The organism is Hymenobacter busanensis, assembly GCF_008727865.1.
In the GTDB taxonomy this organism is placed as follows: Bacteria; Bacteroidota; Bacteroidia; order Cytophagales; family Hymenobacteraceae; genus Solirubrum; species Solirubrum busanense.
The window spans coordinates 329,662-348,106 of record NZ_VTWU01000002.1; the positions used below are offsets into that span (position 1 = coordinate 329,662).

Annotated in this window: 18 protein-coding genes; 14 read left to right on the forward strand and 4 right to left on the reverse strand. The window is 60.6% G+C overall.

Annotation, left to right across the window (positions count from 1 at the left end; genetic code table 11):
* Positions 1-40 precede the first annotated feature (40 nt).
* Positions 41-1,060, reverse strand: coding sequence for an MlaD family protein (locus F0P96_RS05850; protein ID WP_160620412.1), 1,020 nt, complete (start codon positions 1,058-1,060; stop codon positions 41-43).
* An 89-nt stretch (positions 1,061-1,149) separates the two neighbouring features.
* A complete protein-coding gene (locus tag F0P96_RS05855; protein ID WP_420840943.1) occupies positions 1,150-1,947 on the reverse strand; it encodes an N-acetylmuramoyl-L-alanine amidase family protein in 798 nt (265 codons plus the stop codon).
* Between the two features lie 104 nt (positions 1,948-2,051).
* Here F0P96_RS05855 and F0P96_RS05860 point away from each other — a divergent pair, with 104 nt between their 5' ends.
* The 8 genes from F0P96_RS05860 to rplS all read left to right on the forward strand — a co-directional run bounded on the left by F0P96_RS05860 (position 2,052) and on the right by rplS (position 10,456).
* Positions 2,052-4,901 (forward strand): putative LPS assembly protein LptD, encoded by a 2,850-nt coding sequence (locus tag F0P96_RS05860; protein WP_151077883.1) that lies wholly within the window; start codon positions 2,052-2,054, stop codon positions 4,899-4,901.
* Positions 4,902-5,050: 149 nt separating this feature from the next.
* Positions 5,051-5,866 (forward strand): 3-methyl-2-oxobutanoate hydroxymethyltransferase, encoded by an 816-nt coding sequence (panB, locus tag F0P96_RS05865; protein ID WP_151077884.1) that lies wholly within the window; start codon positions 5,051-5,053, stop codon positions 5,864-5,866.
* Positions 5,867-6,132: 266 nt separating this feature from the next.
* A complete protein-coding gene (locus tag F0P96_RS05870; RefSeq protein ID WP_151077885.1) occupies positions 6,133-6,849 on the forward strand; it encodes an RluA family pseudouridine synthase in 717 nt (238 codons plus the stop codon).
* Between the two features lie 156 nt (positions 6,850-7,005).
* Positions 7,006-7,767: an acyl-CoA desaturase gene (locus F0P96_RS05875; protein WP_151077886.1), complete on the forward strand. Its 762-nt coding sequence runs from the start codon at positions 7,006-7,008 to the stop codon at positions 7,765-7,767.
* Positions 7,768-7,932: 165 nt separating this feature from the next.
* Positions 7,933-8,484: a 30S ribosomal protein S16 gene (locus F0P96_RS05880; protein WP_151077887.1), complete on the forward strand. Its 552-nt coding sequence runs from the start codon at positions 7,933-7,935 to the stop codon at positions 8,482-8,484.
* Positions 8,485-8,591: 107 nt separating this feature from the next.
* On the forward strand, positions 8,592-9,173 hold the full coding sequence (gene rimM, locus F0P96_RS05885; RefSeq protein ID WP_151077888.1) for a ribosome maturation factor RimM: 582 nt from the start codon (positions 8,592-8,594) through the stop codon (positions 9,171-9,173).
* 66 nt (positions 9,174-9,239) lie between these two features.
* Positions 9,240-9,983: a tRNA (guanosine(37)-N1)-methyltransferase TrmD gene (trmD, locus tag F0P96_RS05890; RefSeq protein WP_151077889.1), complete on the forward strand. Its 744-nt coding sequence runs from the start codon at positions 9,240-9,242 to the stop codon at positions 9,981-9,983.
* Between the two features lie 98 nt (positions 9,984-10,081).
* The gene (rplS, locus tag F0P96_RS05895) at positions 10,082-10,456 is read left to right on the forward strand and encodes a 50S ribosomal protein L19 (RefSeq protein WP_151077890.1); all 375 of its coding nucleotides are present in this window, start codon (positions 10,082-10,084) and stop codon (positions 10,454-10,456) included.
* A 63-nt stretch (positions 10,457-10,519) separates the two neighbouring features.
* Here the strand turns inward: rplS and F0P96_RS05900 are convergent, their stop codons facing one another.
* Positions 10,520-10,924 (reverse strand): hypothetical protein, encoded by a 405-nt coding sequence (locus tag F0P96_RS05900; protein WP_151077891.1) that lies wholly within the window; start codon positions 10,922-10,924, stop codon positions 10,520-10,522.
* A 154-nt stretch (positions 10,925-11,078) separates the two neighbouring features.
* On the opposite strand from F0P96_RS05900, the gene F0P96_RS05905 reads away from it, so the two are divergent.
* Both F0P96_RS05905 and F0P96_RS05910 read left to right on the forward strand, forming a co-directional pair.
* Positions 11,079-14,090, forward strand: coding sequence for a M1 family metallopeptidase (locus F0P96_RS05905; protein WP_151077892.1), 3,012 nt, complete (start codon positions 11,079-11,081; stop codon positions 14,088-14,090).
* Between the two features lie 4 nt (positions 14,091-14,094).
* Positions 14,095-14,715, forward strand: a complete 621-nt coding sequence (locus tag F0P96_RS05910) for an inorganic diphosphatase (protein WP_160620411.1) — start codon at positions 14,095-14,097, stop codon at positions 14,713-14,715.
* 103 nt (positions 14,716-14,818) lie between these two features.
* On the opposite strand, the gene F0P96_RS05915 is transcribed toward F0P96_RS05910, so the two are convergent.
* On the reverse strand, positions 14,819-15,523 hold the full coding sequence (locus F0P96_RS05915; protein WP_151077894.1) for a hypothetical protein: 705 nt from the start codon (positions 15,521-15,523) through the stop codon (positions 14,819-14,821).
* A 269-nt stretch (positions 15,524-15,792) separates the two neighbouring features.
* Between F0P96_RS05915 and F0P96_RS05920 the strand changes: the two genes are divergently transcribed.
* From F0P96_RS05920 to F0P96_RS05935, 4 genes are all read left to right on the forward strand, one after another.
* Positions 15,793-16,200: a 6-pyruvoyl trahydropterin synthase family protein gene (locus tag F0P96_RS05920; RefSeq protein ID WP_151077895.1), complete on the forward strand. Its 408-nt coding sequence runs from the start codon at positions 15,793-15,795 to the stop codon at positions 16,198-16,200.
* Positions 16,193-16,861: a GTP cyclohydrolase I FolE gene (gene folE, locus F0P96_RS05925; protein WP_151077896.1), complete on the forward strand. Its 669-nt coding sequence runs from the start codon at positions 16,193-16,195 to the stop codon at positions 16,859-16,861. Before F0P96_RS05920 ends, folE begins: the two co-directional genes overlap by 8 nt.
* A gap of 184 nt (positions 16,862-17,045) precedes the next feature.
* On the forward strand, positions 17,046-17,969 hold the full coding sequence (locus tag F0P96_RS05930) for a TIGR01777 family oxidoreductase (RefSeq protein ID WP_151077897.1): 924 nt from the start codon (positions 17,046-17,048) through the stop codon (positions 17,967-17,969).
* A gap of 178 nt (positions 17,970-18,147) precedes the next feature.
* Positions 18,148-18,420, forward strand: a complete 273-nt coding sequence (locus tag F0P96_RS05935) for a BPTI/Kunitz domain-containing protein (RefSeq protein WP_151077898.1) — start codon at positions 18,148-18,150, stop codon at positions 18,418-18,420.
* Positions 18,421-18,445 lie beyond the last annotated feature (25 nt).

An 18,445-nucleotide genomic window follows, 5' to 3' on the forward strand; every position in this document is an offset into this window, starting at 1 on the left:
ACACAGTCCGCCGAATCTAAGGCGGGTAGCGGTGGTTGGGTTACGGCTTCACGGCCGAGTCGGCCTGCGAGACGGTTTTGGTTTCGCGCTCGGTTTTGCCGTTGGGCTTGGTTTCGGTTTCGGTCTTTTTCTTCTCCTTGCCGCCTCCGCCAAACACCGAGAAGTGCACGTAGCGCTTGGGATTGGCCTTCAAATCGACCAGCAGCGCGTTGGAGCTGGCGGCCGTGGCATTGAGGTTGGTGTAGAGCGAGTCGTCGTTGATGAGCTTGCCCAAGGAGCCCTTGGTGCTGGTGAGCGACTGGTTCAGCGACTTCATGGCCACCTGCGCCTCGCCCACGGTGGTGTTCAGGTCGCGCACGGTTTTGGCCAGCGGCGCGGCTTTCAGCGTGTCGGTTATCAGCGACAGGTTGGTAGCCAGCCGGTCAAACTTCTTTTCCGTTTGGTTCAGCGACTTGGTCAGCTGGGCCATGTTGGTGGTAATCTGGTTGATGTTGCGCTGGTTCATGATGAGCAGGTTGCGCAACGCTTCCGTCGAGCCCTGAGCGTTGAGCAGGGTTTGCTGCAGGCTGATTTTGGCTTCCTTGCTCAGGAAGCTGTTCACCTTCATCAACGTCGAATCGACGGTACCGAGCACGGGCATGGCCTTGGCCTGGAAGGCATCGGTGATGCTGGCCACGGTAAACGACTTCAGCTCCTCGCCGCCTTTGAAGGTGACGGAGTTGCGGCCGTTTTGAATGAGCACGATGGTTTTGGAGCCCAGTAACGAGCCGTTCAGGCTGGCCACAGTAGAGTCGCCCACCGTCACGTCTTTCCGGATTTCGAGGCCGGCACGCACGCTGTTGCCCTTCTCGGGCTGCAGATCGAGGCTGCGCACCTGCCCTACTTGAATGCCGTTGAGCAGAATGGGCGCCGATAGCGGCAGTCCTTCTACGCTGGCGTAGGTGGCATAATAGAGTTTATCGGACGAAAAGACATTGCTGCCTTTCAGGAATCGAAAGCCCACAAACAGCGCTGCCAGGGCCACAATGGCTAGCAGGGCAACTTTAGCTTCTTTTGACACGGACACGGGGGCGCGGGAGCAAGGGTGTGGAAGGGATATGGCGGGCACCAAGCGGCGCACCAAAGATGGCAACGAGTCGGGAACCGCAATTAGTTGGCGGCGTTCATCGCCTCGAGTTCCTGCTTGTATTTGCGAAAAGCCCGGTAGATACCCGAAGCCATATACGATTGCCCCGACTTATCGTTCAGGTACCGCTCTTCGCCGGGATTGGTGAGAAACCCGGCCTCGATGAGCACCGACGGCATGGTCGATTTCCAGAGCACCAAGAAGCCCGCCTGCTTTACCCCGCGCGACGCCCGCCCCACGGTGGTGCGGAACTCGTGGTCCACGTTTTGGGCCAGGCGCAGGGAATTGTCGATGTAGGCGCTTTGATAGAGCGAAAACAGGATGTGCGACTGGGGCGAGCGGGGGTCGAAGCCGTTGTAGCGGGCCTGGTAGTTGTCTTCCTGCAGAATTACGGCGTTTTCGCGCTTGGCCACGGCCAGGTTGGCCTCGGTCTTGTGCGGGCCCATCGTCCACACCTCGGTGCCGCGGGCGCCCGAGGGGCCGGCGTTGCAGTGCACGGAAATGAAGAGGTCGGCATTGGCGCGGTTGGCAATGCCGGCGCGGTCGGCCAGCTCCACAAACACGTCGGTTTTGCGGGTGTACACCACCTTCACGCCCGGCATGTTCTCTTCGATGAGATGCCCCAGCTCCAGAATAATTTTCAGAGACACGTCGGCCTCGCGGGCCGACTGGCCGGCGCACCCACGGTCTTTGCCGCCGTGGCCGGCATCGAGCACCACGGTACGCAGCCGGTAGCCTTTGGGAGCAGCCGGCCGCAACGAATCGGGAGCCGCCGCGGGCTCTTGCGCCACGCTGGCCGCCGGCCCGACAAGCAGCGCCAAAACGGCAGCGCCAAGGAGGACAATATTCCGCACGGAGTTCGTTAGATGGGGCGTCTACCCGCTACTTTTGCACACTTAGCCACAAAATAAGCGAATAAATCTGCGTGAGTTCTTTTACCGCCTTCGTTGACAGCCGAGGACGAAGCCAGTGGCCGGGCTTACGCAGGGCGCTGCTGTGGAGTTGGCTGGGCTTGTGCCTGCTGGCCGCCGTGCCCGCCGCCGCGCAGCAACCTGCTGCCCCGCTGCGTCCGGGCCAAACCAAGCCCGCAGCCGCTCCCCGCCCCGCCGCTGCCTCCCGACCCGATACCAGCGTGGCCGTTTCGGGTACGCCGGACTCGCTGCGAGTGGGCGTGGGCGGCGCCAAAGGCGACATCGAAACAACCGTCAAGTACCGAGCCAAGGACTCCATTCGGTTTGAGGTGCAGAAGCGCGTGGCCGACCTCTACAACGACGCCACCATCAACTACGGCGACATGAACCTCGATGCGGCCCGCATCACCGTCGACTACAGCCAGAACCTGATAACGGCCGAAGGCAAGGTCGATACCACGGGCAAAGTGCGAGGCCGGCCGCTGTTTAAGAACGGGGCCGAAACCTACCAAGCCGGGCGCATCGTGTACAACATCAAAACCAAGCGCGGCCGCATTACCGACGCCGTAACGCAGCAGGGCGAAGGCTACGTGCACGCCCAAGTGGTTAAGAAAAACGAGTTCAACGAGATATACGGCCGCAACGGGCAGTACACCACCTGCAACCTCGAGCACCCGCACTTCTACATCAACGCCAGCAAGATGAAGGTGATACCGGGCCAGAAAGTCATTTCGGGCCCGTTCAACATGGTCATCGGCGACATTCCCACGCCGCTGGGCTTTCTGTTCGGCTATTTCCCAACCCCCGGCAAGAGCCGGGCCTCGGGCATCATCATTCCCACCTTCGGGCAGGCCGCCGACCGCGGCTTCTTCCTGCGCAACGGGGGCTTCTACTGGGCCACCAACGAGTACATCGGCGTGCGCCTGACGGGCGACATTTACTCCGGGGCCGGCAATGCTTTCGGCGGCTACAACGCCACTGCCGAAATGACCTACCGCAAGCGCTACCGCTTCGACGGCCGCTTCAGCTTCAGCTACGCCCAGCGCCCGGCCCAGCCCCTGCAGCCCAGCACCTCCGTCGACACTGACCCCAACACGCTGCGCACCTTCAAGCCGAAATCCATTTGGCTGAACTGGAGCCACACGCCGGTGTCGCGGCCCGGCGGCGGACGCTTCTCGGCCAGCGTGCAAACGGGCTCCGACGTGTACAACAAGCAGAACTCGTTGGACGTGCGCAACTACCTCACGCCCTCGTTCAACTCCACCATCAGCTACTCCAAGCAGCTGCGCAACCTGCCCGTCAACTACAGCTTGGCCGCCAACCAAACGCTGAACACCCAAACCGGCACCATCTCGGCGACGCTGCCCTCGGCCACCGTGGGCGTGGCGCGTCAGTACTTCTACGACCTGCTGGGCCTCACGTCGCAGGGCCGCTGGTACGAGCAGTTTGCCGTGGCCTACACTTTCACGGGCCTCAACCAGGTTTCGAACACCGAGCCCAGCCGCACTATTTCCGGCGGCCTGCCGCTCATTGGCGGCACCAATGCCACGCGGGTTATTCCCATCAAAGCCGAAAACATTAGGGCGCTGCTGCGCAACAACCAACTCAGCCTGGAGCACCGCTTCGATGTGGCGCTAGGCAGCTATCCGCTGTTCCGGCATTTCACCTTTTCGCCCTCCATCAACTACGGCGAATCGTGGTACTTCAAAAAGCTCGACTACAAGTACGTTGAGGCGGCCCGCGCCATTCGCATCGATACCTTGCGGGGTTTCAACCGGGTGTATACTACCTCGGGCAGCGTGTCGATGCAAACCAACCTCTACGGCACGGTGGTGCGCAAAGGCACGCGCAAAATCCAGGCTATCCGCCACCGCCTCTCGCCCAGCGCCACCTACACCTACGCCCCCGATTTTTCCCGCAACACCAACCTCTACGACCTGAACGTGCTGCCCGAAACCCTGGTGGACCCCAGCACCGGCCGGCCGTACCTCACGCGCTCCTTCTCGCGCTTTCAGGGTTTTGGCGGCAACGTACCCTCGGGCACGCAGGTGAGCCAAATCAGCTTTGCGCTGCAGAACCAGGTGGAAATGAAGGTGCGCAACGCCAAAGACACGACCGGCAACGAACCTTTCAAGAAAGTGAGCCTGCTTGATGGTCTGGACTTTTCCACTGGCTACAACTTCGCCCTCGACAGCCTGAAGCTGCAGCCGCTCCAGGCCCAAATGCGCACCCAGGTGTCGCAAAAGCTGAACCTGATTGTAACGTCTACTTTCGGCTTCTACCAGCGCGACACGCTGGGTCGCGACATCAACCGCTACCTCTTCGACCAAGCCAGCCCGCGCCTGGCCCGCCTGAACAACGCTACCGTGGGCCTCACCTACCAGTTCGACAGCAACCAGCGCCCCAACCGGCCGGGCCAGACGCCGCCCAACCAGCCCCGCCTGGCGCCCAACAACAATCCGCAGCTGGGCGACCCGAACCAGATTGACCCCTACGCCGACTACGTCGATTTTGACATTCCCTGGACGCTGAACGCCTCGGCCAACGCCTTCTACCAAAACCCGGCGCCGGTCCCGCGTGGGCAACCGCTGCCCCGGGCGTGGTCGGCCGTGTCGCTCAACCTCAGCGGCCAGCTCAAGCTCACCGACAAAATGCGCATCGGCTACAGCACCGGCTACGACTTCATCAGCAAGCAGGTCTCGTTCACCTCCCTCGATTTCTTCCGCGACCTGCACTGCTGGCAGATTTCGGGGCAGTGGTGGCCTTTCGGCCAGCGCCAGGGCTTCAACGTGACCATTGGGGCCAAGTCGGCTTTGCTGCAGGATTTGAAGCTGAACCGCAACCGCACCTTCCTGAACCGGTAACGAGGGAATGAGGCCGTACTAGCGGCTGGGGCCTTAGGTTAAGCGGGACCCGCTACTTTTGCCCAGCCCGCCAGGTGATTTGAGGCGCTTCCTGTTTCTCATCCGCAGAAACCTAATCACCCATTCCTTCATCACCCAATCCCAAGACAGTGTCCCAGCACAAGGAAATCAAGCGCGTGACCACGCATCAATTGCTGGCCATGAAGCAGCGCGGCGAGAAAATCTCCATGCTCACGGCCTACGATTATTCGATGGCCCAGATTCTGGACGGCGCCGGCATCGATGTGCTGCTTGTCGGCGACTCGGCTTCCAACGTCATGGCCGGTCACGAAACCACGCTGCCCATCACACTCGACCAGATGATTTACCACGCAGCCTCCGTGGTACGCGCCGTGGGCCGGGCCTTCGTGGTGGTCGATATGCCGTTTGGCTCCTACCAGGGCAATTCGTCGGAGGCCTTGCGTTCGGCCATTCGCATCATGAAGGAGTCGGGCGGGCACGGCGTGAAGCTGGAAGGCGGCGCCGAGGTCAAGGAAAGCATCATTCGCATCCTCACGGCCGGTATTCCGGTGATGGGCCACCTCGGCCTCACGCCCCAGAGCATCTACAAGTTCGGTACCTACACCGTGCGGGCCAAGGAAGAAACCGAGGCCCAGAAGCTCATCGAAGACGCCAAGCTGCTGGAAGAGCTGGGCTGCTTTGCCTTGGTGCTGGAAAAAATTCCCTCGGCCCTGGCCAAGCAGGTGGCCGAGCAGCTCACTATCCCGGTTATCGGCATCGGCGCCGGCCCCGACGTGGACGGGCAGGTGCTGGTGGTGCACGACATGCTGGGCATTACCAAGGAATTCAAGCCGCGCTTTCTGCGCCGCTACGCCGAGCTGGGCGACCTGATGCACGACGCCGTGGCCCGCTACATCAGCGACGTAAAGAGCCGCGACTTCCCCACGGCCGACGAGGCGTACTAAGCCCGGGCTTCCATAAGTATACAGTACCCGCCACGGCCCGCGCCGTGGCTTCTTTTTATACTTCTGCCAGCACGCGCGGCTTTTCGGCCGTGCATGGCGCCGATTTCACGAGGGCCCGCGTGTCCTTTTTGCAAACTCTGTCGTTACTTTGTAGCAGCCGCCAAGGGGCGCGGCGTGTAGCCTTGCTATTGAGCACGTGATGTTTGCCTTTCGGACCTCCCAGCAGGCCGAGCCCCGCCTACGAATACCCTTTCCGAAGTTTACTAGTGAATAGACCTGCCATCTGGTCGGAGCAGAAAGAAATTCTGTTCGAGGACAACCACCTGCTCATCGTCAACAAAACCGCCGGCACCCTCGTGCAGGCCGACGAGACCGGGGACGAGCCGCTTTCCTCTAAAGCCGCCGAATACCTGCGCCTGAAGTACAAGAAGCCCGGCAACGCCTTCGTCGGCGTGTGCCACCGCATCGACCGCCCCGTGACGGGCATTGTGGTGCTGGCCAAAACCAGCAAGGCCCTGAGCCGGCTGAACGAGATGTTCCGCGACAACCAGATGCACAAAACCTATTGGGCGCTGGTGGGCAAAGCGCCCGCGCCCGAAGAAGGCACACTGGTGCACTGGCTGCTGAAAGACCCGATGCGCAACGTGACCAAGGCCTACGCCCAGAAACACGTGCAGGGCCAACGCGCCGAGCTGCATTACAAAACCCTGGCCCAGTTCGGCCACCGGTACCTGCTCGAAATAAATCCCATTACCGGCCGCCCGCACCAGATCCGGGTGCAACTCTCCACCGGCCTCGGCACGCCCATCACCGGCGACGTGAAGTACGGCGCCATGGCCCCGCTGCCCGACATCAGCATTGCCCTGCACGCCCGGCGCCTGCAGTTCAAGCACCCCGTCACGCACCAGGAAATGGACATTGTGGCCCCGCTGCCCGATGCCGAAGTGTGGGACCCGGTGCGCAACGCCGAACTGGTGAAGTAAGCCTCCTTCCGCCGTCGGCTGTGGTGCCCTGCCGCGCCTGACGAAAGTCATTGGCCGACCGCGCCAGCGCTGGTAGGTTTGCCCGCGGCAATGAACTAAACGCCTCCTTCCGCGTTGTGTAGCCTCGAAGGTTTTTCCACACCATCTTCTTTTTCCATGCCGATTCTGTTGTTTTTCGTCGGGCACTGGTACCTGTCGCTGTTTGTGCAGACGTTTTACCTGCACCGCTACGCCGCGCACAAGATGTACACCATGAACCGGTTCTGGGAGCGGTTCTTCTTCGGGCTGACCTACGCCGCCCAAGGCTCGTCGTACCTCTCGCCGCGGGCTTACGCGCTGCTGCACCGCATGCACCACGCCTTTTCCGACACCGAGAAAGACCCCCACTCGCCCCACTACTCCTCGAATGCCTTTTCGATGATGTGGAAGACGAAAAACATCTACAACTCGGTGCTCAACAACGAGTACGACCTGGCCAAGCGCTTCGAGGGCGACTACCCCACCTGGAATTTCCTGGAGCGCATCGGCGACCATTGGATGTCGCGCGTAGCTTGGGGCACGGCCTACGTGCTGTTCTATGTGGCTTTTGCTACCCAGTGGTGGATGTACCTGCTGCTGCCCATTCACTTTTTGATGGGCCCGATTCACGGTGCCATCGTGAACTGGAGCGGCCACAAATACGGCTACCAGAACTTCGACAACCACGACAAGTCGCGCAACTCTCTGTTCTTCGACTTTCTAACCGGCGGCGAGCTGTTTCAGAACAACCACCACAAGTTGCCCATGCGCGTCAACTTCGGCGTGAAGTGGTGGGAACTGGACCCCACCTACCCCGTCATCTGGACGCTCGACAAGGTGGGCATCATCAAGCTCAAGAAGCAGAAATCGGCGCAGGAGCCCGAGCGCATGGCCGCTTAGGTTTACCAGCTAAAACCACAGAAAACGGCGTTTGGGCTATCCAAACGCCGTTTTGCTTTTCTATCTATGGGCAGCCTTCCGAAAACCGGGGCTTTTGCCTACCTTTGCCGTCCCAAATCTTTTTTCACCCGACGCACGGGTTGCGTCACCTAACCACTACGGTTTATGGCAGTTAAAATCCGCCTCGCCCGCCGCGGCCGCAAAAAGGCCGCTATGTACGACATCGTTGTTGCTGACTCGCGCGCTCCGCGTGACGGCCGCTTCATCGAGAAAATCGGCACGTACAACCCCCTCACCAACCCCGCCAGCATCAACTTCGACGCTGACAAGGCGTTCGATTGGATCATGAAGGGTGCCCAGCCGACCGATACCGTTCGCGCTATGTTGTCGTACCGCGGCGTGCTGATCCGTAAGCACCTGCAACTCGGTGTTATCAAAGGCGCCATCACGCAGGACGCCGCCGACCAGCGCTACCAGCAGTGGATCGACGAGAAGAACGCCAAGATTGAAAACAAGCGTACCAACGTAGGCGCTGCCAAAGACGATGCTCGCAAGCAGCAGCTGGCCGCCGAAACCAAGGTGCGCGAAGCCCGCGCCGAGGCCCTGCGCCAGAAGCAAGCCGCTGCGCAAGCTGCCCTGAACCCGGCTCCGGCCGCCGAGGAAGCTGCTGAAGGCACCGAAGAAGCTCCGGCCGAAACCGCCGAAGAAAACGCGTAAGGCACCTGCTTCGGTAGCGAAGTAACCTGTTTGGGAGTTTAGGAGTGGCCCCGCGCCGGCTCTTAAACTCCCAACTTTTTTACCCCCTCCTCTTTCAACCGACTGCTATGACGCTCGACGAAAGCTATGAACTGGGCTACGTGGTGAAAACCCACGGCCTGAAAGGCCAGGTAGTGGCCGAATTCGACGTGGACGACGTGGAGGAATACCTCGACGTGGAAGAGGTGTTTGTGGAACGGCCCGTCGGTTCGGGCAAGCTGTACCGCTTTGCGGTGGAGCGCCTCAGCCAGCAGGCCGGCACCCGCGTGCTGCTCAAGCTCAAGGGCGTCGACCGCATCGAGGATGCCGAGCTGTTGCGCGGCCTCAAGCTGTTCCGCCCGCTTGACGAGCTGCCCGAACTGGAAGACGACCAATTCTACTTCCACGACGTGGTAGGCTTTACCGTGGTCGATGCCAACCTAGGCAAGCTGGGCACCGTGGAGGCCTTTTACGAGCTGCCCGAGCAGGATTTGCTGGCTATGCGCTACCAAGGCCAGGAAGTGCTCATTCCAGTGGTTGACGAACTCGTGCAACACGCCGACGAAGACTCGAAAGAGCTGTATGTGACCTTGCCCGAAGGCCTGCTGGAAGTGTACCTCTCGCCCCCCTCCCGCGAGCGGGACGAGCCCGACGAATTTGACGAAGCCTAAGCAAGCGGTTAGCCAGTGGCTGTTGGCCATTAGCTGACTTCTGAAATAGCCAACAGTTCCCTACCTATGCGCTTCGACATCGTTACGTGCCAGCCTGAGTTACTGCGCAGCCCGCTCGGCCATTCCATTGTGCAACGGGCCCAGGACAAAGGCTTAGCCGAAATTCACCTGCACGACCTGCGCCAGTTTGCCATCAATAAACACGGCCAGATCGATGATTACGTGTTTGGTGGCGGTGCCGGCATGGTGCTGCGCCCCGAGCCCATTGCCGCCTGTCTCGACGGCCTGCTCGCCGAGCGCCGCTACGATGCCGTCATCTACCTGACGCCCGATGGCCCAACCTTCCGGCAAGGCACGGCCAATCGGTTGTCGCTGCTGCAGAACATCATTCTGCTCTGCGGCCACTACAAAGGCGTGGATGAGCGCATTCGCACAACCTACATCACCGACGAAATCAGCATCGGCGACTTTGTGCTGAGCGGCGGCGAGCTGGGCGCGGCCGTGGTAGTCGATGCCGTGGTGCGGCTGCTGCCGGGAGTGCTCGGTAACGAAGAATCGGCCCTGAGCGACTCGTTTCAGGACAATCTGCTTTCCCCACCGGTATATACCCGTCCGGCGGAGTGGCGCGGCCAGGAAGTGCCGGCAATTCTACTTTCGGGCGATACGCCCAAAGTAGAAGAATGGCGGCACGAGCAAGCCCTGGAGCGCACCCGCCAGCGCCGGCCCGATTTGCTGGCCGATTTGCCCGCTGAGGCCTTTGAGGCGCCCAAACCTCGAGGGACCCGCCGCAAGCCTTACAAAAAACTCTAAGGGCTAGTGTTGTAGCTCTGCCCAAAACCCGTATATTTGCGCCTCCTTACCGAACCCATGTGGGCGGCGGCGCCGTCCCTTTCGTACTTTTTGCCGTCATGAGCCAACTAATCGACCTCATCAACCAGGAATCCAAAGAGCGCCGCGCTAGTTTTCCTGAATTCGCCGCTGGCGACACCGTTAACGTACACGTGAAAATCCGCGAAGGCAACAAGGAGCGCATTCAGCAGTTCCAGGGTGTTGTTATTCAGCGTCGCAACGCCAACACCAACGGCGAGACCTTCACCGTACGGAAAGTGTCGAACCAGATTGGCACCGAGCGTATTTTCCCGATCATCTCGCCCAACATCGACAAGATCGAGGTAGTGCGCCGCGGTAAAGTACGTCGTGCCCGCTTGTTCTACCTGCGCGGCCTGTCGGGCAAAGCGTCCCGCATCAAAGAAAAGCGCGTGAACGTAGCCGCCAAGGCGTAGTTCTTTCGCTGACCACAGCAAAAAGCCGGGCTTTCCACATGGAAAGCCCGGCTTTTTTTATTGCTAGGCATGGTTAGCCGCGTCGCCTTGCAGGTCATCTTCGGCAGAGGTTTGGTTGCGCTGTATCTGTTTGGCAGCTTGCAACAGCGCTTGGCCCAGGTTCTCGACGCGGGGGCGGGTGTTGCCGTCGGCAAATTCGGCCGCTTTGCCCGTGTTTTCGCCCAGGCGGTGCAACAAGTCGCTTACCACGATATGGTCGATGGTGCCGCCGCCAAAGTGCGCTTTGAGGGCCTGCATGTCTACTATGATCGGGTGCAGTTGCGGGTTGTTGGCGTCTTTCAGGTCTTCAATCCAACGCTGCAAGTTGTTGTCGAGCCCGGCGCGGGTTGCCTCTTCCAGCAAGTCGCCTCCCAGCAGTTTGGTTGCTGCATCGAGGTGCACTTGGTGCTGTACTTCTTTCTTTTCCATGAGGCGGTAGGGGTTGGTGATGAAGAAATGCCGCGGGCCATACGCCGGAGCGGCACCTTGGCTAACGGCTGCCAGCGGCGCGGGTTGTTGCCGCTCCCAACAGCATCCGGCCCGAACACGTACTTTCGCCACGCTCTTTCCTTAACTCCGTGCTATGCCTAAGTTTCTGGTCGGCCTAACCCTAGCCGCCCTGCCCCTGGCCTCCCTGGCCCAAACGCCTGCGCCGTCGTCCAACCGGCCCTATTTTCAGCAGGAAGTCAACTATTCCATCGACGTGGCCCTCGACGACCAGCAGCACGTTCTCACGGGCCGCGAGGAAATGCAGTACGTCAACAACTCGCCGGATGCGCTGCCCTTTATTTGGGTGCATTTGTGGCCGAATGCCTACCGCGACAACAACACGGCTTTTGCCCGCCAGCAACGTCAGCTGGGCAAACGCAAGTTTGAGTTTGCGTCGGCCCAGGAGCGCGGCTACATCGACCAGCTCGATTTCAAAGTAAACGGCCAGCCGGCGCAGCTGCAGTACGACGCGACCAGCCCCGACATGGCCAAGCTCTTGCTGCCGCAGCCCTTGGCGCCGGGCCAGCGCGCCACCATCAGCACCCCGTTTCGGGTGAAGCTGCCCGATTCGTTTTCGCGGATGGGCCACGTGGGCCAGAGCTACCAGATTTCGCAGTGGTACCCCAAACCGGCCGTGTACGACCGCACGGGCTGGCACCCCATGCCCTACCTCGACCAAGGCGAGTTCTACTCCGAGTTCGGCTCGTTTGACGTGCGCATTACCCTGCCCGACAACTACGTGGTGGGCGCGACCGGCGAGCTGCAGAACCCCGACGAAAAGCAGCGCATGGATCAGTTGGCGCTGGCGGCGGCCAAGAAAGCCAAAGACGATTTTGGCTCCGATGTGAGCTTCCCGGCTTCGGCTTCGACCACCAAGACGCTGCGCTACACCCAAAACCAGGTACACGATTTCGCGTGGTTTGCCGACAAGCGTTTCAACGTGCTTAAAGACACGGTGGCCATTCCCGGCGGCGCCCAACCGGTGACGACGTGGCTGCTGTTTACGAACCGCAACGCCGGCGACTGGCTGGCCCACCGCGACGACATCAAGAAAGCCCTGCTGGGTTATTCGCAGTGGGTGGGCCCCTACCCCTATTCAGCCGCCACGGCGGTGGATGGGGCCCTGAGTGCCGGCTCGGGCATGGAATACCCGATGGTGACGGTGACCGAGCCCAGCGCGGTGGTACACGAAGTTGGCCACAACTGGTTCTACGGCATACTGGCCTCCAACGAGCGGGAGCAGCCGTGGCAGGACGAAGGCGTGAACAGCTACCTCGAATCCCGGGTACAGCGTCAGGACGACCCGAGCAAAACCTTTCTGGGCTCGTTGCAGAACTTTCCGGCCAAGAAACTAGGCCTCGATGGCCTGCCGCCCGACGCGCTGGAAAACGCCGCGTGGCAGGTAGCCGCCAGCCGCGGCCTCGACCAACCGGCCGGCAACACGGCTTCGACGCAGTACCCGAGTTACAACTACGGCGCCATTGTGTACCAGAAAACGGCCGGCTTGCTGCGCTACCTTGCGGGCTACCTGGGCCAGGAGAAGTTCGATGCCGGCATGCACCTCTACTTCGACCGGTGGAAGTTCCGCCACCCGGCCCCGGCCGATATGCAGGCCGCGTTTGAAGAAGCGGCGGGCCAAAAGCTGGACTGGTTTTTCCAGACCATGCTCAACACCACTACGCACTACAACGCCACGGCTGCTGACCTGCTGCTGACCAACGACCAAGTGAAGGTATTGGTGCGCAACGAATCCAACGCGCCGTTTGCGGTGCCCGTTGCCACCGTCGATGCCCAAGGCAAAGTATTGGAAACACTCTGGACGCCCGTCTTCGGTGGTCCAGAAGCCGAAACCAACGCCTCGGAAGAGCTGGATACCGACATAACGCAGCTCAATTTCCGCCGCACGCCAGAAGTAGCGGCCGTGGTTATCGACCCGCTGTATGTGTCGCCGGAAATCAACCGCCGCGACAACCGCCGCGCCTTGAGCGGCCTGCTGCCCACGGTAGAGCCTATTAAGCTTCGTCCGCTGGCCAGCCTGGAGCGGTGGGACCGGTCGTCGGTGTACTGGCTGCCGGTAATAGGTGCCAACACCCACGACAAGTTTATGCTCGGGGCCGCGTTCTACAACAGCCCCCTCGTGCCCAAAAAGCTCAGCTACGTGGTAATGCCCATGTACAGCTTCAACCGCAACGATCTGAAAGGCGTGGGCCAGCTGACGTTGAACTCCATTGCCTCGGGCCGCCTGCTGCAACGCGTGCAAACCAGCTTTTTGGTCACCCGCTTCGAACGCTACACCAAGTACGAGCCTAGCCTGACGCTTGATTTCCGCCGCCCCACGCTGGCGTGGCCGCAACAGCAGTTGCAGCTGGCTTATACCCGCATCAATATTGCCGGCAACGGCCTCGAAGGCCGCAGCAACGACTATTTCGTGCCCACGGTGCGCTACTCCGTGGCCGGCGGCAATGCGGCCCGCCGCTACACCGCCGACATCGAGTACAACACGCTGGTAGCCGACTCTATCGGGGTCAACTCGAAAGCTGCTCAGCTGCTGCGCGCCGCCGCTACCTACGAGCAATACTACACCGCCAAAAAGAGCTTCCGCGTGCGCCTGTTCGGCGGCCGCTTCCTGCAGCACCCCGCTACTTCGCCCTTCGTGATGGGCCTCTCGGGCAGCCCCGACTATCGCCGCCAGACGTCTTTCCTCGACCGGCAGCAAATTTCGGATACCTGGACGGCGCAGACCCACCAAACCGACGACCGGGACGGGGCTTTCAAGGCGTATCTGCCCGTGGCCAGCACCAAGTGGCTGACGGCGCTGAACCTAGAAGCCGACGTGCCCAAAACGCCATTTGCCGCCTTTGCTGACTTCGGGGCCACCGATTCGCGCCAGCTCTTGAGCCCCGGCCGCAACCAGCGCCTGTTCTACGACGCCGGCCTGGCCCTGACTTCTTTGAACGGTGCGTTGCGGCTCTACCTGCCCATTGCCGGCTCGCAGTATGCCAACGGTCTGCCCGACGGCCGAAAAGATTTCACCGACCGCATCCGTTTTGTATTTGATTTGCAGAAGCTCAACCCACTCCGGTTGCTCGATCAAGCTTTTCAATAGCCGCATGCCTTTTCGCTTGTTCCGTTCCGCCGTGGCGCATCTCACACTTGTGGGGTGCGCCACGGTCGTTGTGGCCGCCTGCCAACCGCATTACGAAGACCTGCCCACCTTTTCCGACGACCGGCACCTGCTGCAGGTAGTGGTAGAAACGCCCGCCGGCAGCAACCACGAGTTGCGCTATTCCCTGCGCACACGGGAGTTCAGCCCGGTGCTGCGCGCCGGCACCGCCCGCGTCGTGCAGTTTCTGCCTTACCCAACCAACGTTGGTTTCATTCCTTCAACCCAGATGCCGGCCACGGGCCAGCGCCCGGCCGCCCCGCAAACGGCGCTGGTACTGACCGAAAGCGTGGAACCCGGCACCGTACTGGAAGTATTGCCCGTGGCCATGCTCCTGCTCGATAATGCGGGGGAAATGGAATCGGTGGTGGTAACGGTACCGGCTCGGCCCAGTCAGCAAGTTTTGCCCGTTTCGTCATGGCAGGAGCTAAAAGCCCAATACCCTGCCGTGCCCGAGCTTCTGCGCCTTTGGTACCAGAACCACGCAGGCCGTGGGCAAGTGCGCGTGGTGGGCTGGCGCGATGAAAACGCCGCGCTTCAGCACGTGCGAACTATACAGCGCCGCTAGCTAATTACCTACCCCCACCACAAACACGAAGGCCCCGCCAAGATTGGCGGGGCCTTCGTGTTTGTGCAAGCACTGAACGGCGCGGGTAACCAGCGCCGCCGCACTACTCAATTTTGTTCATACGGTCTTTTACCGACTCCAGCTGCACGCGCATGTTCACAATGTCGGCGCGGGCGGCTTCCTGCTCTTTCAGGTTGGCGTCCACTAGGTTGTTCAGTTTCACGAGTTCAGCGGCGTTTTCGGCCAGCATCTGCTGAATTTCGGTTTTCTTCAGCTTGTTCTTCTCGATGTCCTTCTTGATGGCGTCCTGCTTGCCGATAACCGCCATGTGGTTGTTCTGCGAGTTTACCAAGGCACGCTCGGCTTCCTGTACCTGCAGGGCAATGTCTTCGCGGTACAAGCCGCGGGCAAAGTCCTTCAGGTAGTTCTCCGCCGATTTCCACTGCGCAGGCGTGGCGTCTTTGCTCAAGTAAGCGTTGCCCAAGTCAATCGACCACCACACCGTGGTGCCCGTCGGCACGGCATCTACTTTGCTGATGATGCGAATGGGAGTCTTGGAAATCGACTCCACCAGTACGCCGTCCATGCTGTACACGCCTTTATCAACTTTCACTTTGCCGATTTTTTCGTTGATGAGTTTCACCCACGAATCTTCAACGCGCTTGCTGTCAAGCTGGATGGTGACACGCTGGCCTTTGCGGGGAATACCCTTGATGGCCATGTCGGTTTCGTCGACCGGCGAACGTTGGGCAAAGCCGGCAGTCGTCAGGACGAACAGGAGAAGCGAAAGGAGTACGCCTGATTTCATACGATGCAAAATGAGGTGTGTAAGTAAGTGTGTGAAAGTGAAAACCTTTCCAGCTCGAGGCTTTGTGTTTCATCAAATTTAACCACCCTGACGCAATGCACCAGTTGTTGGCCTTGATTTTTTTAAGACGATTGCGCTTTTATTAGCAAATACCTATCATTTATTGAATACGTGCAAATAATTGCACTTTTTGAGGCTAACCCTTTCTTGTAATTGCCCAATTGCTGGGTTTTTAAAACAAAACGCCTATATCGTAAGTTAGGGCGCGTATGAAAGTAACCATCGGGCGAACCGAGCACTTCAATGCAGCCCACCGCCTGTACCGGCCGGATTGGTCTGATGAACAGAACGATGCCGTTTTTGGCCTGTGCAACAATCCCAACTTTCACGGCCACAACTATGTGCTGACGGTGCGCCTGACCGGGGTGCCCAATCCCGAAACCGGCTACGTGTACGACCTGAAGGAACTGGGGCGCCTTATCAAGCGCGAGATTCTGGATACCTTTGACCACCGAAACCTCAACCTCGACACCGAGGATTTTCGCCACCTCAACCCCACGGCCGAGCATATTGCCGTGGCGTGCTGGAACCGGCTGCGGCCGCACCTGGCCCCCGAGTTGGCTTTATCGGTCACGCTTTTCGAGACGGACCGCAACGTTGTAGAATACCATGGCTGATCAGCCCGATCCGACGGCGGCGCCCCACGCTACCGATGCCCACCTGACTCCGGCCCTGCACACGCCCCTGCGCGCCGACGCCTTTGCCCTGAGTGACGACGAAAAAATCGAAGGCATTGCCGAGCACTTCCGCCACATCATGGATTTGCTGGGCCTCGACCTGAACGACGACAGCCTGCGCGGCACGCCGCGCCGCGTGGCCAAAATGTTTGTGCACGAGTGGTTCCGCGGCCTCAACCCCGAGCACCGCCCCGAAGTACGCCTCTTCGACAACCGCTACGACTACCACCAGATGCTGGTGGAGCGCGACATTACGCTGTTTTCCTGCTGCGAGCATCATTTCGTGCCCATCATCGGCAAAGCGCACGTGGCTTACCTGCCGGCCGGCAATGTGGTGGGCCTTTCCAAGCTGAACCGGGTGGTGCAGTACTACGCCCGTCGCCCGCAGGTGCAGGAGCGCCTCACCCGCCAGATTGCCGAGGAGTTGAAACAAGCCCTGCACACCGACGACGTGGCCGTGCTCATCGAAGCCGACCACCTTTGCGTGATGAGCCGCGGCGTGAACGACACGAGCAGTTCGACCATCACTGCCGAGTACAGCGGAGCATTCGGCCACGACGAAAAGCTGCGCAGCGAGTTTCTGCGGCTGATTGGCAAGTAATTCAGCGGCATAGCCCGCCTTTGTTGGACCTTTGCCGGGCCGTGGTAGCACCAACCACGGCCCGAAGTTGTTTAGTCTGTAACGGTCCAGCACGGTGTTTGGGCCGGCTCGTACGTTTTTCAGAAACACCGACTAGCTTTGCGGCCCTTTGACGCCGGCGCTACTGCGCGGCGCGGCCATTCTTATGAAACAGTCGTTGCGTAAAGTGTTGATTTCGGGGGGACGCGGCCTCATTGGCATGCGCCTTTCCGAAATGCTGATTGATGCGGGGTACGAAGTGGCGCACCTCAGCCGGCAGACCTCGCACGGGCATTATTGCTCGTTTCGCTGGGACCCCGCCACTGGCCAGATCGACGAGGGCGCGCTCCGGTACGCCGATTACGTGGTGAACTTGGCCGGCGCCAGCGTCTCGGACGAGAAGTGGAGCGAGGAACGGAAGCGCGAAATCCTGGACAGCCGGGTGGGTGGCACCAACTTGCTGGCCCGCGAGCTGCGCGAACGGGACCACCACGTAAAGGCGTTCATCTCGGCCTCGGCCATTGGCATCTACGGCGACGCCAACGGCCGCTTGCTCGACGAAACCACGCCCCCCGCTCCTTCCGACGATTTCCTGGCCACCGTGGCCACCCAGTGGGAACAGGCCGCGCACCACGTGCAGGAGTTGGGCATCCGCACCGTTGTCACGCGCATCGGTATTGTGCTCAGCGATGCCGGCGGCGCCCTCCCCCAGATTGCCCGCCCCGTGAAGCTGATGGCCGGTGCGGCGTTGGGCTCGGGCAAGCAGTACATGTCGTGGATTCACATCGACGATTTGTGCCGGCTGCTGATTCAGATGATGGAGGATACCGACTGGCAGGGCACGTACAACGCCGTGACGCCGAATCCCGTCACCAACAAGGAATTTACCACCACGCTGGCCGAGGTGCTGCACCGCCCGCTGGTGCTGCCCAAAGTGCCGGAGTTTGGCCTGAAACTGGTAATGGGCGAGATGAGCGAGATTGTACTGGCCTCGCAGCGCGTGAGTGCTCAGAAGGTACTGCAACAGGGCTTTCAGTTCGAGTACCCGGAACTGAAGCAGGCTTTGGAGGCGCTTTACGGGGAGGAATAGTCCGCTCAAGCCGTGGTTCCGGCCAGAGGCGCATTTAGAAGCATTCTATACGCTGCCGCCCGCTTGTCGACCTTGGCGACGTCGGCCGCCTGAAATGTTCAGGGCCCCTGGGCGGGGTAAGGTTGGCAACGCGCACAGGCCAACGCAACCTTGGGCCGGTAGTGGGGCTCCTGCGGATATGAAACAGCCCGTCTACGCCCTACTCCTACTCGCAGCCAGCGCAATGCTGAGTTGCAAAACCGACTGCGCCGAGCCCATGCGGCCTGCCAAGTGCTCCTTGCAGCCCGACCCAGGCGTGTGCAACGCCTACATGCCGCGCTATTACTACGACACTGGCGACGGCCGCTGCAAAGAATTCATCTGGGGTGGCTGTGGCGGGGTCGTGCCCTTCCAAACGCTGCAGGAATGCAAGGACTGCGGCTGCGAGGACGCCCAATACCAATCAAACTGAATCTACTCGCGCAACCGGCCTTGGC

Coding starts and splice junctions, on each gene's coding strand:
- folE (WP_151077896.1), top strand. CDS start 16,193: ATGGCTGATCAGCCCGATCCGACGGCGGCGCCCCACGCTACCGATGCC.
- F0P96_RS05915 (WP_151077894.1), bottom strand. CDS start 15,523: ATGAAATCAGGCGTACTCCTTTCGCTTCTCCTGTTCGTCCTGACGACT.
- F0P96_RS05900 (WP_151077891.1), bottom strand. CDS start 10,924: ATGGAAAAGAAAGAAGTACAGCACCAAGTGCACCTCGATGCAGCAACC.
- F0P96_RS05880 (WP_151077887.1), top strand. CDS start 7,933: ATGGCAGTTAAAATCCGCCTCGCCCGCCGCGGCCGCAAAAAGGCCGCT.
- rplS (WP_151077890.1), top strand. CDS start 10,082: ATGAGCCAACTAATCGACCTCATCAACCAGGAATCCAAAGAGCGCCGC.
- F0P96_RS05935 (WP_151077898.1), top strand. CDS start 18,148: ATGAAACAGCCCGTCTACGCCCTACTCCTACTCGCAGCCAGCGCAATG.
- F0P96_RS05930 (WP_151077897.1), top strand. CDS start 17,046: ATGAAACAGTCGTTGCGTAAAGTGTTGATTTCGGGGGGACGCGGCCTC.
- F0P96_RS05875 (WP_151077886.1), top strand. CDS start 7,006: ATGCCGATTCTGTTGTTTTTCGTCGGGCACTGGTACCTGTCGCTGTTT.
- F0P96_RS05905 (WP_151077892.1), top strand. CDS start 11,079: ATGCCTAAGTTTCTGGTCGGCCTAACCCTAGCCGCCCTGCCCCTGGCC.
- F0P96_RS05910 (WP_160620411.1), top strand. CDS start 14,095: ATGCCTTTTCGCTTGTTCCGTTCCGCCGTGGCGCATCTCACACTTGTG.
- trmD (WP_151077889.1), top strand. CDS start 9,240: ATGCGCTTCGACATCGTTACGTGCCAGCCTGAGTTACTGCGCAGCCCG.
- rimM (WP_151077888.1), top strand. CDS start 8,592: ATGACGCTCGACGAAAGCTATGAACTGGGCTACGTGGTGAAAACCCAC.
- F0P96_RS05920 (WP_151077895.1), top strand. CDS start 15,793: ATGAAAGTAACCATCGGGCGAACCGAGCACTTCAATGCAGCCCACCGC.